General features: G+C 62.7%; 16 protein-coding genes. 12 read left to right on the top strand and 4 right to left on the bottom strand.

Annotated elements, in window-relative coordinates; all coding sequences use genetic code 11:
* The first annotated feature begins 65 nt into the window (after nucleotides 1-65).
* From HU766_RS12180 to HU766_RS12165, 4 genes are read left to right on the top strand one after another with little or no spacing between them, the layout of a single operon-like run.
* A complete protein-coding gene (locus HU766_RS12180) occupies nucleotides 66-1,076 on the top strand; it encodes an ABC transporter permease subunit (protein WP_016485006.1) in 1,011 nt (336 codons plus the stop codon).
* A 10-nt stretch (nucleotides 1,077-1,086) separates the two neighbouring features.
* Nucleotides 1,087-2,013 (top strand): ABC transporter permease subunit, encoded by a 927-nt coding sequence (locus tag HU766_RS12175; protein ID WP_033701137.1) that lies wholly within the window; start codon nucleotides 1,087-1,089, stop codon nucleotides 2,011-2,013.
* Between the two features lie 10 nt (nucleotides 2,014-2,023).
* On the top strand, nucleotides 2,024-2,992 hold the full coding sequence (locus HU766_RS12170) for an ABC transporter ATP-binding protein (protein WP_033701138.1): 969 nt from the start codon (nucleotides 2,024-2,026) through the stop codon (nucleotides 2,990-2,992).
* The gene (locus tag HU766_RS12165; RefSeq protein ID WP_186657025.1) at nucleotides 2,992-3,960 is read left to right on the top strand and encodes a peptide ABC transporter ATP-binding protein; all 969 of its coding nucleotides are present in this window, start codon (nucleotides 2,992-2,994) and stop codon (nucleotides 3,958-3,960) included. The genes HU766_RS12170 and HU766_RS12165 overlap by 1 nt, the downstream gene beginning before the upstream one ends.
* A 140-nt stretch (nucleotides 3,961-4,100) precedes the next feature.
* On the opposite strand, the gene HU766_RS12160 is transcribed toward HU766_RS12165, so the two are convergent.
* Nucleotides 4,101-4,988, bottom strand: a complete 888-nt coding sequence (locus HU766_RS12160) for a hypothetical protein (RefSeq protein WP_186657022.1) — start codon at nucleotides 4,986-4,988, stop codon at nucleotides 4,101-4,103.
* Nucleotides 4,989-5,188: 200 nt separating this feature from the next.
* On the opposite strand from HU766_RS12160, the gene HU766_RS12155 reads away from it, so the two are divergent.
* From HU766_RS12155 to HU766_RS12140, 4 genes are all read left to right on the top strand, one after another.
* Nucleotides 5,189-5,998, top strand: a complete 810-nt coding sequence (locus HU766_RS12155) for a nuclear transport factor 2 family protein (RefSeq protein WP_186657020.1) — start codon at nucleotides 5,189-5,191, stop codon at nucleotides 5,996-5,998.
* A gap of 64 nt (nucleotides 5,999-6,062) precedes the next feature.
* Entirely contained in the window at nucleotides 6,063-7,469 is a 1,407-nt protein-coding gene (locus tag HU766_RS12150; RefSeq protein ID WP_186657017.1) for an FAD-dependent oxidoreductase, read from the top strand.
* A gap of 32 nt (nucleotides 7,470-7,501) precedes the next feature.
* Nucleotides 7,502-7,843: a cupin domain-containing protein gene (locus HU766_RS12145; RefSeq protein ID WP_033701144.1), complete on the top strand. Its 342-nt coding sequence runs from the start codon at nucleotides 7,502-7,504 to the stop codon at nucleotides 7,841-7,843.
* Nucleotides 7,844-7,895: 52 nt separating this feature from the next.
* Nucleotides 7,896-8,975, top strand: a complete 1,080-nt coding sequence (locus HU766_RS12140; RefSeq protein WP_186657014.1) for a polyamine ABC transporter substrate-binding protein — start codon at nucleotides 7,896-7,898, stop codon at nucleotides 8,973-8,975.
* Nucleotides 8,976-9,072: 97 nt separating this feature from the next.
* Here the strand turns inward: HU766_RS12140 and HU766_RS12135 are convergent, their stop codons facing one another.
* The 3 genes from HU766_RS12135 to HU766_RS12125 form a co-directional block, all read right to left on the bottom strand.
* On the bottom strand, nucleotides 9,073-10,656 hold the full coding sequence (locus tag HU766_RS12135; protein ID WP_033701146.1) for a peptide chain release factor 3: 1,584 nt from the start codon (nucleotides 10,654-10,656) through the stop codon (nucleotides 9,073-9,075).
* Nucleotides 10,657-10,758: 102 nt separating this feature from the next.
* Nucleotides 10,759-11,088 carry an XRE family transcriptional regulator gene (locus tag HU766_RS12130; protein WP_033701147.1) on the bottom strand — a complete coding sequence of 110 codons (330 nt, stop codon included), beginning with the start codon at nucleotides 11,086-11,088 and terminating at the stop codon, nucleotides 10,759-10,761.
* Nucleotides 11,072-11,404 (bottom strand): type II toxin-antitoxin system RelE/ParE family toxin, encoded by a 333-nt coding sequence (locus tag HU766_RS12125; protein WP_258714449.1) that lies wholly within the window; start codon nucleotides 11,402-11,404, stop codon nucleotides 11,072-11,074. Before HU766_RS12125 ends, HU766_RS12130 begins: the two co-directional genes overlap by 17 nt.
* 435 nt (nucleotides 11,405-11,839) lie before the next feature.
* On the opposite strand from HU766_RS12125, the gene HU766_RS12120 reads away from it, so the two are divergent.
* From HU766_RS12120 to HU766_RS12105, 4 genes are read left to right on the top strand one after another with little or no spacing between them, the layout of a single operon-like run.
* Nucleotides 11,840-12,553, top strand: a complete 714-nt coding sequence (locus tag HU766_RS12120; RefSeq protein ID WP_033701148.1) for an ABC transporter permease — start codon at nucleotides 11,840-11,842, stop codon at nucleotides 12,551-12,553.
* A gap of 13 nt (nucleotides 12,554-12,566) precedes the next feature.
* Nucleotides 12,567-13,478 carry a glycine betaine ABC transporter substrate-binding protein gene (locus HU766_RS12115; RefSeq protein ID WP_186657010.1) on the top strand — a complete coding sequence of 304 codons (912 nt, stop codon included), beginning with the start codon at nucleotides 12,567-12,569 and terminating at the stop codon, nucleotides 13,476-13,478.
* A complete protein-coding gene (locus HU766_RS12110; protein ID WP_008090677.1) occupies nucleotides 13,475-14,128 on the top strand; it encodes an ABC transporter permease in 654 nt (217 codons plus the stop codon). The genes HU766_RS12115 and HU766_RS12110 overlap by 4 nt, the downstream gene beginning before the upstream one ends.
* Nucleotides 14,125-15,282, top strand: coding sequence for an ABC transporter ATP-binding protein (locus HU766_RS12105; protein ID WP_033701154.1), 1,158 nt, complete (start codon nucleotides 14,125-14,127; stop codon nucleotides 15,280-15,282). Before HU766_RS12110 ends, HU766_RS12105 begins: the two co-directional genes overlap by 4 nt.
* Nucleotides 15,283-15,309: the final 27 nt, after the last annotated feature.

Raw genomic sequence — 15,309 nt, 5'->3', positions numbered from 1 at the left:
CCGCTGGCAGCCCACACGGGGACCAGCGGCACTGCCGTACAACGGCTGATGAGGTAACCCCGACAATGTTGAGTTTTATTGCCCGGCGCCTGGGCCTGCTGATCCCGACCTTTTTCGGTATCACCTTGCTGACCTTCGCGCTCATACGCCTGATCCCCGGCGACCCGGTGGAAGTGATGATGGGCGAGCGCAGGGTCGACCCCGAAATGCACGCCCAGGCCATGGAGCGCCTGGGCCTGAACAAGCCGCTGCCGGTCCAGTACCTGGACTATGTGGGCAAGCTCGCCCAGGGTGACCTGGGTGAATCGCTGCGCACCCGCGAAAGCGTGTGGACCGAATTCCTCACCCTGTTCCCAGCCACCCTGGAGCTGGCCTTTGCCGCGCTGCTGTTCGCCGGCATCGTCGGGTTGCTGGCCGGGGTGATCGCCGCGCTCAAGCGCGGCTCGCTGTTCGATCACGGGGTCATGGGCATTTCGCTCGCCGGGTACTCCATGCCGATCTTCTGGTGGGGGCTGATCCTGATCATGTTCTTCTCGGTCAGCCTGGGCTGGACGCCGGTGTCCGGGCGCATCGACCTGCTCTACGACATCGAGCCGAAAACCGGTTTCATGTTGATCGATACCCTGCTCAGCGACGAAGAAGGCGCGTTCAAGGACGCCGTGATGCACCTGATCCTGCCGGCCATCGTGCTGGGCACCATTCCGCTGGCGGTGATCGCCCGCATGACCCGCTCGTCGATGCTCGAAGTGCTGCGCGAAGACTACATCCGCACCGCCCGCGCCAAAGGCCTGTCGCCGGCCCGCGTGGTGTTCGTGCACGGCCTGCGCAATGCGCTGATCCCGGTGCTCACTGTATTCGGCCTGCAGGTCGGCACGTTGCTGGCCGGTGCGGTGCTTACCGAAACCATCTTTTCCTGGCCGGGCATCGGCAAGTGGCTGATCGAAGCCATCGGTGCCCGTGACTACCCCGTGGTCCAGAACGGCATCCTCTTGATCGCCTGCCTGGTGATTCTGGTCAACTTCGTCGTGGACATCCTCTACGGCCTGGCCAACCCACGCATCCGTCATCAGCGCTGAGACCCCCGCCATGACCAGTCCACTTGCAAAACCCGTCACACCGGCCAGCCCGGTGGACCAAAGCCTGCTCTACCCCTCGCCGTACAAGGAATTCTGGCACGCCTTCTCGCGCAACAAGGGCGCGGTGATGGGCCTGGCCTTCATGTGCCTGGTGGTGTTCTGCGCCCTGTTCGCCCCCTGGGTCGCCCCACATGACCCGAGCGAGCAGTACCGCGACTTCCTGCTGACCCCACCGGTGTGGCTCGAAGGGGGGACCTGGCAATTCATCCTCGGTACCGACGAGCTGGGACGCGACCTGCTGTCGCGGTTGATCCAGGGTGCCCGGCTGTCACTGCTGATCGGCTTGTCGTCGGTGGTGATTTCGCTGATCCCGGGGATTCTGCTGGGCCTGCTGGCCGGCTTCTTCCCGCACTTGCTCGGCCCCTCGATCATGCGCCTGATGGACGTGATGCTGGCCCTGCCGTCGCTGTTGCTGGCGGTGGCCATCGTCGCCATCCTCGGCCCCGGCCTGCTCAACACGGTGATCGCCATCGCCATCGTCTCGCTGCCCGCCTATGTGCGCCTGACCCGCGCCGCAGTGATGGGTGAACTGAACCGCGACTACGTCACCGCCGCCCGCCTGGCCGGTGCCAGCCTGCCGCGCCTGATGTTCGTCACTGTGCTGCCCAACTGCATGGCGCCGTTGATCGTGCAGGCCACCTTGAGTTTCTCTTCGGCGATCCTCGACGCCGCGGCCCTGGGTTTCCTGGGCCTGGGCGTGCAACCGCCAACGCCCGAGTGGGGCACCATGCTGGCCTCGGCCCGCGACTACATCGAACGCGCCTGGTGGGTGGTCAGCCTGCCTGGGGTGACCATTCTGCTCAGCGTGCTGGCAATCAACCTGATGGGCGACGGACTGCGTGATGCGCTGGACCCGAAACTCAAGAACGCCGCCTGAGGAGAACGCCATGTCACTGTTGCAGATCAACAACCTCAACGTGCGCTTCGGCGACGCCAACGCGGTACCCGTGGTCGACGGCCTGGACCTGGCAGTGGATGCCGGCGAGATCCTGGCCATCGTCGGCGAATCCGGCTCGGGCAAATCGGTCACCATGATGGCCTTGATGGGGCTGATCGACGCCCCCGGGCGCATCACCGCCGACACCCTGACGTTCAACGGCACCAACATGCTCAAGCTCAGCGGCCGGCAGCGGCGCAAGGTGGTGGGCAAGGACATCGCCATGGTCTTCCAGGACCCGATGACCGCGCTCAACCCAAGTTACACCGTAGGTTTTCAGATCGAGGAAGTACTGCGCCAGCATCTGGGCCTGAAGGGCAAGGCGGCGCGCCAGCGTGCCCTGGAGCTGCTGAAAAAAGTCGAGATCCCGGCCGCAGAAAGCCGCCTGGACGCTTACCCGCACCAATTGTCCGGCGGTATGAGCCAGCGCGTGGCGATTGCCATGGCGATTGCCGGAGAACCCAAGCTGCTGATCGCTGATGAGCCGACCACGGCCCTGGATGTCACCATCCAGGCGCAGATCATGGAGCTGTTGGTGAACCTGCAGAAGGAGCGCAACATGGCGCTCATCCTGATCACCCATGACCTGGCCGTGGTGGCCGAAACCGCGCGACGTGTCTGTGTGATGTATGCAGGCCAGGCCGTGGAAGTGGGCCAGGTGCCCGAGCTGTTCGACGTGCCAGCGCACCCCTACAGCGAAGCGCTGCTGGCGGCGATCCCCGAGCACAGCCTGGGTGCCGAGCGCCTGGCGACGTTGCCCGGCATCGTCCCCGGTCGCTATGACCGGCCGCAAGGCTGCCTGCTGTCGCCGCGCTGCCCCTACGTGCAGGACAACTGCCGGCAACAGCGCCCCCCCCTCGCCCCCCAGGCACATAGCCTGGTGCGTTGTTTCTACCCGCTGAACCAGGAGGTGGCGTGATGGCCGTCGTACTCACTGCCCGCGAGCTGACTCGCCATTACGAAGTGTCCCGTGGCCTGTCCAAGGGCCACGCCCTGGTGCGCGCGCTCAATGGCGTGTCGTTCGAACTGGAGGCCGGCAAGACCCTGGCCGTGGTCGGCGAGTCCGGCTGCGGCAAGTCGACCCTGGCCCGCGCGCTGACCTTGATCGAAGAGCCCTCGTCCGGCTCGCTGCAGATCGCCGGCACCGAGGTCAAGGGCGCCAGCAAGGCCGAACGCAAGCAACTTCGCCGTGACGTGCAGATGGTCTTCCAGAGCCCTTATGCCTCGCTGAACCCGCGGCAGAAGATCGGCGACCAGTTGGCCGAGCCGCTGTTGATCAACACCTCGTTGAGCAAGGCCGAGCGGCGCGAGAAAGTGCAGAAGATGATGGAGCAGGTCGGTCTGCGGCCCGAGCATTACCAGCGTTACCCGCACATGTTCTCGGGTGGCCAGCGCCAGCGTATCGCCCTGGCCCGGGCGATGATGCTACAGCCCAAGGTGCTGGTGGCGGACGAGCCGACCTCGGCGCTGGACGTGTCGATCCAGGCACAGGTGCTGAACCTGTTCATGGACCTGCAGAAGGAATTCAATACAGCCTATGTATTCATCTCGCACAACCTCGCCGTGGTGCGGCATGTGGCGGACCACGTGTTGGTGATGTACCTAGGGCGGCCGGCGGAGATGGGGCCTAAGGCGGACATCTACGAGAAGCCGCTGCATCCTTATACACAGGCATTGCTGTCGGCAACGCCGGCGATCCACCCCGACCCGCTGAAACCGAAGATCAGGATTGTCGGTGAGCTGCCCAACCCATTGAACCCGCCGGATGGGTGTGCCTTTCACAAGCGCTGCCCGTATGCAACGGAACGGTGTGGGAAGGAGGTGCCAGCGTTTCGGCAGGTGGGGACGCGGCAGGTGGCGTGCCACTATGCGGAGCAGTTTCTCTAGATCAGTGTGAGGCTTGCCCCGCGAAGGGGCGCAAAGCGCCCCCAAGACTCTCAATGCATGAATATCGCAATCAGGATAATCACCGGAATCGGCACCCCAATCATCCACAGCAGTAATGAGCGCATGATGTTTCTCCTTACTTAACGTTGAATGGTACGACGCGCGGTGTAGTCCACCCCTTCAGCTTCCAGCCATACGACGCGATCACGCTGACGGCCACCGAGCAGCGCGGCAAGGCTGGCGAAGAATGCCCCACACAACAGTGCAACGAAGGTCCACAGGGCCGTCCAGCCCGCCACTTTGGCTGCCGTGTCAGCGGCCTGCTGCACCTCTACCTTGGCCTGTTGAACCTGAGCGAACACTTGATCAACCCGTGCCTCGGCCTCGGCCTGGCTCAAGCGGGTACGCTGGGCCACCAGTTGCGCCAGGTAAGCGCGATCACTTTCGGCCAGCGTCCCTTGCGCGATGGACTTGGCAATAATGCGCGCCGCAATACCATTGGCGGCGTCATCACTGACAGGTGCCGGGCCGTCATTGCGGAACAGGCTGTCAACGAAATAGGCATTGGGATCAGGCTTTGGCGCCATGCTGGCGGCAGCCCCTACCGCGCTCGCCCCGGCCTGCGCACCGGCAGTGGCAAGGCCACCGGCGGTGCTCAGTATCAACATGGCCGCCACCAGCGTGGCCACTGCCCAGGCAAGGAAGCCATGGGCCGTATCACGAAAATACACTTCATCACCCTGCAGATTGGCCCACTTCACCCGCAGCCGACCGGCGATATAGCCGCCCAAGCCTGAGGCGAAGATCTGTGTCAGTAGCAGCCAGATGATCGCCGAAACACCCAGGGTCTGGGCGCTGGCACCTTCATCAGCCCAGGGTGAGGTAGCCGCGAAGCCTAGCCCCGCACCCAGCACCACAAGGATCAATGACAACGCGGCAGCCGCTGCGGCCCCCGCTAAAATGGCCGCCCAGGACACGCCAGAGCGATGCTGTGAATCGACATACGGGTAATCGGCAGAGGGGATCATGGTTTTTCGCCTTTGTAGTGATCAACAAGTCCGTTCGCCCTAGAGCCAGTGCAGGGGGTGTGCCAGTTGTGTCAAAAAATGACACCCAACTGAATCAATGACTTAAATCACTGGGCCAACCAAGGACCGTGCAAAATGCCGGATTCACCACACGCCAACGCCGTGTTCTGCAATGCCGGTTGATCTGGCACTATCTGCCCATGACCTCCCAGTACCCAGCCGACGGCCCGCAACAGACGCCCATCACCGCCGAAACTGTGATGCGCTACCACTTGTGCTGGAAGCACCGCGACCTCGACGGCGTGATCGCGCTCTATCACCCCGACGTCCAGTACCACGACTTCTTCCAGAACCGCGTGCTCGGCTTCGACGCGCTGCGCGACTACGTGCGCGCCTGCCTGCCCCATGAAGCCGGCGAGGACATCGTCCACAGCGACCGAATCCGCGTCGATGGCTGCACTGCGTTCATCCAGTACCAGGTCACGGTGCAGGGCGGTGAAGGCCTGGTGGCGTTCCAGTCCAGCGAGGCCATCACCGTCAAGGACGGGCTGATCTGGCGCGTCAACGAATACGCCACGCTGGTCCGGCAGAACAACCGAGAGCAAGCTGGCAGCGGCCCGCGCCCGGCCACCAGCCGCCTGGGCCTTTCACCGCGCCAGCTGTCGACCATGGCCCAGGACCTGGAGTGCTACTTCCAGCGTCAACGCCCCTACCTCGACCCTGAACTTGACTTGCAGCAGGTCGCCGATGCCAGCGGCTACAGCCGCAACCAGATCTCCTACCTGCTCAACCAGGTGCTTGGCCAAAGCTTCTACCGCTACGTGAACCAGGCGCGGCTACAGCACCTGATGGCCAGCCTGAACGACGACAGCGTCGAGGCAACGATCGATGAGCTGGCGTTCAGCGCGGGCTTCAATTCGCTGTCGGCGTTCTACAAGTGCTTCCGTGAACAGACCGGGCTCACACCCAAGGCCTACCTCAAGCAAATTTCCCTGCGTGCACGCACGTAAGACAGCCCTCCCCCAACGCCACTAGGATCGCCCACAGACCTTGACGGATGTGGAGCCGAAACTGATGCAACCCCTGCGCACGCTCAGCCTGTGGATGGACCAGCTCGACGAGCCGCTGTGCGCGCGCCCGGCACTGCGAAACGACCTTGACGTTGACGTGTGCATCATCGGCGCCGGCTACACCGGCCTGTGGACCGCGTACTACCTAAAGCGCCAGGCGCCCCAGCTGAACATTGCCGTGATCGAAGCCAACATCGCCGGCTTCGGCGCCTCTGGGCGCAATGGCGGCTGGCTGATGGGCAACTTGCTCGGCGAAGACCGCCTGCTTGCCGCTCTGTCGCCGCAACAACGCCGCGCCAGCATCGACCTGCTGCATGGCATCCCCGATGAAGTCCACGCCGTGCTGCAACGCGAAGCCATCGACTGCGACTACCGCAAAGGTGGCGTGCTGTACTGCGCCGCCCGCTACCCGGAACAGGAACGCAGCCTGCGTGCCTACCTCGATGACCTGTACCGCCAGGGCATGACCGAGGATGACTACCGCTGGCTGCGGCCCGAGCAACTGGACGCACAACTGCGGGTGAGCAACGCCTACGGCGCGATCTACAGCCCGCACACCGCGACCATCCAGCCCGCCAAGCTGGCCCGCGGCCTGGCCCGAGCGGTAGAGGCGCTGGGCGTGCCGATCTACGAGAACACCCCTGCCATCGACTGGCAGCCCGGTGAAGTTCGCACCCCCTTGGCGCGCATCCGCTGCCAGTGGACGGTGCCCGCCGTGGAAGGTTACGCCGCCAGCCTGCCACCGCTGGGCAAGCATCAGCTACCGGTGCAGAGCTTGCTGGTGGCGACCGAGCCACTGCCCGATTCGATTTGGGAGCAGATCGGCCTGGCCGAGGGCCAAGCCTTCAGCGAAAGCAGCCGTCAGGTTACCTACGGCCAGCGCACCGCCGACAACCGCCTGGTGTTCGGCGCCCGTGGCGGCTATCGCTTCGGTGGCCGCCTGCGCGAAGACTTCACCCTTACCGAAGCCGAAGTCGAACTGCGCCGCTACCTGTTCAGCGAGCTGTTCCCGCAGCTCAAGCATGTGCGCATCACCCACTCCTGGGGCGGCAACCTGGGCATGGCCCGACGCTTCCGACCGCACATGCTGTGCGACCGCCAGCGCGGCATCGCCTTGGCCGGCGGCTACGGCGGCGAGGGGGTCGGCGCCACCAACCTCGGCGGGCGGACGTTGGCGGCACTGATCCTCAACCAGCACAACGCACTGACCGCGCAACCCTGGGTACTCGACAACCGCCCATTGTCGAGCCTGGCCAGCTGGCCACCCGAGCCCTGCCGCTGGTTGGGCTACAACGCGATCATCCAGAGTTTCGTCCACGAGGACCGCACCCTCGCCAACCGCGCCAGCGCACCGTGGCGGCGGCGCCTGGCCAGCTCACTGGCAGACTTCATGGAAGGCTTCATGCACTGACTTACCGTTCACCTACACAGGATCCACCGGTCATGAACATCACTCACTTCAAACACACTGAAAGCGCCGTCCTGGACAGCACCAACCCGGTCGCAGTGCCGCTCGGCGAGCCCGTGGCGGTGACCTCGGTCACCTGCGTGGAGCGCAGCGATGGCGTCGAAACCGGCATCTGGGAGTGCAGCCCCGGGCGCTGGCGACGGCAGATCGTGCAACAAGAGTTCTGCCACATCATCAAGGGCCGCTGCACCTTCACCCCCGACGGTGGCGAGCCCCTCTACATAGAAGCCGGAGACGCACTGACGCTACCGGCCAACAGCACCGGCACGTGGGACATCCTGGAGACCGTGCGCAAGACTTACGTGCTTATTTTCTGATCCGCTGATCGCCTGCCTTCGATAACAACAGACAAAGCAAGGTAAACCCGACATGCGCACCCTTCTTCTTGCACCTCTGATGCTGGCCGCCAGCATGGCCAACGCCGCCGACACGGTGAAGATCTACAACTGGTCCAGCTATGTCGCGCCGGACACCCTGAAGCACTTTCAGCAAACCACCGGCATCAATCCCACCTACGACGTTTACGACAGCAACGAAACCCTCGATGGCAAGCTGATGACCGGCAATTCCGGCTACGACGTGGTGTTTCCGTCCAACCACTTCATGGCCCGGCAGATTCAGGGCAAGGCCCTGAAGAAGCTGGACAAGTCGCAGTTGCCCAACTGGCAAAATCTCAACCCGGTGCTGCTCAAGGCACTTGAGGTCAACGACCCGGGCAACCAGTACGGCTTCCCGTACCTCTGGGGCAGCACGGGCATTGGCTACAACATCGATAAGGTCAAGGCAGTCCTCGGCGACAACGCGCCGCTGGACTCATGGGACCTGATCTTCAAGCCCGAGTACATGAGCAAGCTGAAAAGCTGCGGCGTCGCGGTGCTGGACAACGGCCCCGAGCTGCTGCCGATTGCCCTGCATTACCTGGGCTTGCCGCATCACAGCCAGGACTCGAAGGACTACGAGAAGGCCAAGGACTTGCTAATGAAGGTGCGGCCGTACATCAGCTACTTCCATTCATCCAAGTACACCGGTGACCTGGCCAATGGCGATATCTGCGTGGTGGTGGGCTTCTCCGGTGACGTGCTGCAGGCGAAAAACCGCGCTGATGAAGCAAAGAATGGGGTGAAGGTGGGGTATTCGATCCCCAAGGAAGGCGCGCCGATGTGGTTCGACATGGTTGCCATGCCGGCCGATGCCCCCGATGAGAAGGCGGGGTATGCCTACATGAACTACCTGCTGCAGCCGGAGGTGATGGCCAACATCAGTAACCACGTGCAGTACGCCAACGGCAACCTCAAGGCTGATGGCCTGGTGGACCCGGCGATGAAGGGCAATACGATGATTTACCCCAGTGACGAAGTGATGGGCAAGCTGTATGCGCTGGAGGCGATGCCGGCCAAGCTCGACCGCATTCGCACCCGGATCTGGACCAGTATCAAAGCCGGAAACTGACAACAGCTGCAATCTTCAAGCCGCAAGCTACAAGAAAGGCGGGCCAATACAGGCTCGCTTCCACTTGTAGCTTCCAGCTTGAGGCTCGAAGCTGCTTTTAGTGGTGCTCGCGAGTAGCGCGGAATTTCACATCCGGCCAGCGCTCTTCCATCAACGCCAGGTTGACCCGGGTCGGCGCCAGGTAGGTCAGGTGGCCGCCACCGTCGATGGCCAGGTTCTCCATGGCCTTGGTCTGGAATTCCTCAAGCTTCTTCTTGTCATCACAGCTGATCCAGCGCGCCGACCACACGGTGATCGGCTCGTAGGCGCACTCGACTTTGTACTCTTCCTTCAAGCGGCTGGCCACTACGTCGAACTGCAGCACACCGACCGCACCGAGGATGATGTCGTTGCTGCGCTCGGGGAAGAACACCTGGGTCGCCCCCTCTTCGGCCAGCTGCTGCAGGCCCTGGCGCAGCTGCTTGGACTTGAGCGGGTCCTTCAGGCGCACACGGCGGAACAGCTCCGGAGCAAAGTGCGGGATACCGGTGAAGCCCAGTGCTTCGCCTTCGGTGAAGGTGTCGCCGATCTGGATGGTGCCGTGGTTGTGCAGGCCGATGATATCGCCGGCAAAGGCTTCTTCCAGCTGCTCGCGCTCGGACGAGAAGAAGGTCAGTGCGTCACCGATGCGCAGGTCCTTGCCGGTACGCACGTGGCGCATCTTCATGCCCTTCTCGTACTTGCCCGAGCAGATGCGCATAAAGGCGATACGGTCACGGTGTTTCGGGTCCATGTTCGCCTGGATCTTGAACACGAAGCCTGTGAACTTCTCTTCTACCGGCTCCACGGTACGCTCGTGCGCCACACGGGCCAGCGGGCGCGGCGCCCAGTCGACAACGGCGTCGAGCACATGGTCGACACCGAAGTTGCCCAGTGCGGTACCGAAGAACACTGGGGTCAGTTGGCCGTTGATGAACTCGTCCTGATCGAATTCATGGCAGGCGCCCTGCACCAGCTCAAGCTGTTCGAGGAAGCGATCATATTCGTCACCCAGGTGCGCACGCGCCTCATCGGAATCAAGCTTCTCGATGATTTTTACCTCGGTACGCTCATGGCCGTGGCCCGGGGTGTAGACGATGATGTAGTCGCCGGCCAGGTGGTACACACCCTTGAAGTCGCGGTAGCAACCGATCGGCCAGGTGATTGGCGCGGCCTTGATCTTCAGCACTGCCTCGATTTCGTCGAGCAGTTCGATCGGGTCGCGGATATCACGGTCGAGTTTGTTGATGAAGCTGACGATGGGCGTGTCACGCAGGCGGCAGACGTCCATCAGGGCGATGGTCCGCGGCTCTACACCTTTACCGCCGTCGAGCACCATCAGCGCCGAGTCCACTGCGGTCAGGGTGCGGTAGGTGTCTTCCGAGAAGTCTTCGTGGCCGGGGGTATCGAGCAGGTTGATCATGTGCTCGCGGTACGGGAACTGCATCACCGAGGTGGTGATGGAGATGCCGCGCTGCTTCTCCATTTCCATCCAGTCGGAGGTGGCGTGGCGGTCGGACTTGCGCGACTTCACGGTACCGGCGACGGCAATGGCCTTGCCCATCAGCAGGAGCTTCTCGGTGATGGTGGTCTTACCGGCGTCGGGGTGGGAAATAATTGCGAAAGTGCGGCGCTTCGCGACTTCGGCGGCCTGGTTGGTCATGGGAAATCGCCTGACTGGGGGATTCGAAAAGGGGCAATATCATACCTGAGTTTGGCCGGGGACCAAAATTTGATCCCCGCCCCCCGTGGAGCGGATGCTGAGTTACTTGCTGCTAGTGGCGCTATCGGTGAACCCATCCAAGGTGACAGGAGGGCGACCCGGCATGCGCGCCACCAGCTCAAGCGTCCCCCCCATCGCTTCAACATAGCTGCGCAGTGTAGAAATCAGCATATCGGAGCGATTTTCGACCTTGGAGATGTTGCCCTGCCTGATATCCAGCCTTTCGGCCATGCTTTCCTGGGTCAGCTCAAGCTGCTTGCGCAACGCCTGCAATGTCATCTCTTCGCGTATCAGCTCACGCCCTCGCGCTTCGGCTGCCACCTGCAGTTCCAGTGGCAAACTCTCAATGACCTCATCAAGTGTCTTGGACATTGCTATCTCCTTCTCGTAAATACTTGTCGAAACGATCATCGGCCCGCTTGATCAGTCTCCGGTAAAACAGTGCTTCGCTGAGTCCCGTCTTATTTCCAGCTACCAGAGCTACGGCTTTACGCGCTGGGTCAAAAGCAAATGCAACACGCCAGACTCCATCACACGCAGAAAATCTCAGCTCTTTCATGTTGTTGTGACGAGACCCCTTCAGTGTGTCCACCCTCGGCCTACCCAGGGTTGGCCCTTGAAACTCCAATAGCCTCAGATGGGCCACGAGCTCTTTCTGGACCTGCTTGTCGAACCCTTCGAACTCCACGACGAATTCGGTACAGAAATGTATCGACCAAGACAAAATATACCCCCCAAAGAATATTCCTTCAAATAGATATCAAGGAAATCGAGAGAGGAATTTTGTCCATCAGGACAAATGGATCGAAAGCAGGTAAACCAACGCCTTAAGGTAGGAATTGCGCTGTTTTTTCGTACGAAAGTTCACTGACCCAGTGATTAACACTGGCCAAATGCCGCCTCAGATGGGAACCTTTACGCCCTCGGAGACGTCCACTCCCCTGCAACCCGCTTCGCTTGGGGACTGGTTTCATCAGCTTTTTCGGGCCCGACGGGGTTCGGCTCATGGCCTGATCGCTGCCTTGCGCACGCATCACGCTGCTACTCGCGAACACACCCACCGCCGCCAGTGATGGCCGGCAAAAAAAGAAGTGTGCTCGCCGACAACACAAGGAGTCCGCCTGTGGCTACACGCTACGGAAAAGGGCTGTTGGGATGCGCCACCGTGCTCGTCATCCTGGCCCTGCTGATCCACTGGATCGGCATCGACACGATCGCGCGTTACCGCGACGATCTTGGGTTCTACCTGCAAGCGCACCTGGTACTGGTGCTGGCTTCGATGGCGGCGGCGTTGGCCGTGGGCATCCCCGCCGGCATTGCGTTAAGTCGACCGCACCGGGTCGACAAAGCCGAACGCTTCATGCAGTTCTTCAACGTTGGCAACACCATCCCCCCTCTGGCCGTTCTGGCCATCGCGCTCAGTATCCTGGGCATCGGCGCCGGGCCCGCGATCTTCGCGCTGTTCCTCGCCTCCCTCCTGCCCATCGTGCGCAACACCTACGAGGGCCTGAAAAACGTCCCCGCCTCGCTCAAGGAAGCCGCCACCGGCATCGGCATGACCCCGCGCCAGCAACTGTGGCAGGTGGAATTGCCCAATGCCGTGCCGATCATCGTCGGCGGTGTGCGTGTGGCCCTGGCCCTGAACGTAGGCACCGCGCCCCTGGCGTTCCTGATCGGCGCCAACAGCCTGGGCAGCCTGATCTTCCCTGGCATCGCCCTGAACAACCAGCCGCAGCTGCTGCTGGGCGCCGCTTGTACGGCGCTGCTGGCATTGCTGCTCGACGCCCTGGTGAGCTTCTCCAGCAGGCGCTGGCTGGAACGTGGCCTGGCCCAATAAGAAGAGGGAACGTATGAAGAAGAGAATCGCCTTGCTGCTGGGCGCGGCCCTGCTGTTCGCAGGTTTTGCCCAGGCAGCGGACAAACCGCTGATCCGTATCGGTGCGCGGGTGTTCACCGAACAGACCGTGCTTGCCGAAATCACCGCCCAATACCTGCGCGCAAACGGTTTCGATGTGCGCGTGACCACCGGCCTTGGCAGCAACATCGCCCGCCAGGCACAAGAGACCGGCCAGCTCGACCTGATGTGGGAATACACCGGTGTATCGCTGGTGTCGTACAACCACATCGACGAACGCATGCCCAACGCCGAGGCCACCTACGCCAAGGTCAAGGCACTGGACGCGAAGAAGGGCCTGATCTGGCTGACCCCCTCGAACTTCAGCAACACCTATGCCCTGGGCCTGCCCAAGCAAGTGGCCGAAGCCTACCCGCAGGTCAACTCGATCAGCGACCTCAACCAGGTACTGCGTGATGAGCACGACCGCACCCACCTGGTGGCCCTGGACACCGAGTTCGCCAACCGCCCTGATGGGCTGGTAGGCCTGCGCGAGCTGTACGGCTTGCCGCTGGACCGCCGCAACATCCGCCAGATGGATGGCGGCCTGGTGTACACCGCGATGCGCAACAACCAGGTGTTCGCCGGCCTGGTGTACACCACCGACGGGCGCCTGAACGCCTTCGACCTCAAGCTGCTGGACGACGACAAGCACTACTTCCCCGACTACACCGCCGCCCCGGTGGTGCGCAAAGCCGTGCTCGACGCCAACCCCAACCTGGCCACCCTGCTCAAGCCGCTGGCCGAGCAGCTCGACGACGCAACCATGCGCCAGCTCAACGCCCAGGTCGACGTCGAACACCAGAACCCCACCGCCGTGGCCGCAGCCTTCCTGCGTGAGCATCCTTTGAAGGAGGTACAGCCATGAGCCTGCTCGACACCTTCGCCCACCTCGACTGGGCCCAGGTCCTGCAACTGACCTGGCAACACATCATGCTGGTTGGCATCGCCGTCAGCCTGGCCATCCTCGTCGGCGTGCCACTGGGCATCCTGATGACCCGCTTCCCGGCCGTCGCAGGCCCGCTGCAGGCCAGCGCCACGGTGCTGCTGACCATTCCCTCGATCGCCCTGTTCGGCCTGCTGCTGCCGTTCTATTCCAAGTTCGGCCAAGGCCTCGGCCCGCTGCCGGCGATCACTGCGGTATTCCTCTATTCACTGCTGCCGATCCTGCGCAACACCTACCTCGCCCTGACCAACGTCGAGCCCGGTATCCGTGAAGCCGCGCGCGGTATCGGCATGACCTTCGGCCAACGCCTGCGCATGGTCGAGCTGCCGATTGCGGTGCCGGTGATCCTCGCCGGCGTGCGCACCGCCGTGGTGATGAACATCGGCGTGATGACCATCGCCGCGACCATCGGTGCCGGTGGCCTGGGCGTGCTCATCCTGACCTCCATCAGCCGCAGCGACATGTCGATGTTGCTGGTCGGCGCCGTGCTGGTCAGCCTGCTGGCGATCATCGCCGACCTGCTCCTGCAAACCCTGCAACGTGCCCTGACTCCAGAAGGACTGCGCTCATGATCGAACTCAAGAACCTCAGCAAAACCTTCAACGTCAACGGCAAGGACGTCAAAGCCGTCGACGCGGTCAGCCTGACCGTCAACGAAGGCGAAATCTGCGTATTCCTCGGCCCCTCGGGCTGCGGCAAGAGCACCACGCTGAAGATGATCAACCGCCTGATCACGCCCACCTCCGGCCAGGTGTTCATCAATGGCGAAGACACCAGCGGGCTGGACGAAGTCACCCTGCGCCGCCACATTGGCTACGTGATCCAGCAGATCGGCCTGTTCCCCAACATGACCATCGAGGAGAACATCACCGTGGTCCCGCGCCTGCTCGGCTGGGACAAGCAGAAGTGCCACGACCGCGCCCGCGAGCTGATGCACATGATCAAGCTCGAGCCAAAGCAGTACCTGCAGCGCTACCCGCGTGAGCTTTCCGGTGGCCAGCAGCAGCGTATCGGCGTGATCCGCGCGCTGGCTGCCGACGCGCCGGTGCTGTTGATGGATGAGCCGTTCGGCGCAGTCGACCCGATCAACCGCGAGATGATTCAGAACGAGTTCTTCGAGATGCAGCGGGCGTTGAACAAGACCGTGATCATGGTCAGCCACGACATCGACGAAGCGCTCAAGCTGGGCGACAAGATCGCCATCTTCCGTGCCGGCAAGCTGTTGCAGCTGGACCACCCGGACACCCTGCTGGCGCACCCGGTGGATGACTTCGTCAGCAACTTCGTCGGCCAGGACAGCACCTTGAAACGCCTGTTGCTGGTGCGTGCCGAAGATGCGGCGGACAACGCCCCGTCAGTCAGCCCGGACACGCCAGTGAGCGATGCGCTGGAGCTGCTGGACGAGCACGACCGCCGCTATGTAGTGGTGACCGATGCGCAGAACAAGGCGCTGGGCTATGTGCGCCGGCGCGACATGCACCGCCAGCAAGGGGCCTGCGGCGACTTCCTGCGCCAGTTCAATGCCACCGCATCGCACGATGAGAACCTGCGCATCCTGCTGTCGCGGATGTACGAGTTCAACCGGGCGTGGTTGCCGGTGCTGGATGCCGAGCAGGTATTCTTGGGCGAGGTGACGCAGGAGTCGATTGCGGCTTACTTGAGCTCGGGGCGATCGCGTGGGGCGAAGACCAGCATCGTGTCACCGGCTGAGGCGGTGGTTTCCTGATTTTTTTGGGGCGCTTTGCGCCCCTTT

It is taken from the genome of Pseudomonas sp. SWRI77 (assembly GCF_014269105.1).
GTDB lineage: Bacteria > Pseudomonadota > Gammaproteobacteria > Pseudomonadales > Pseudomonadaceae > Aquipseudomonas > Aquipseudomonas capeferrum.
Note: the sequence above shows the minus strand (reverse complement) of the source record. Positions and strands in the feature narration are given on the sequence as shown.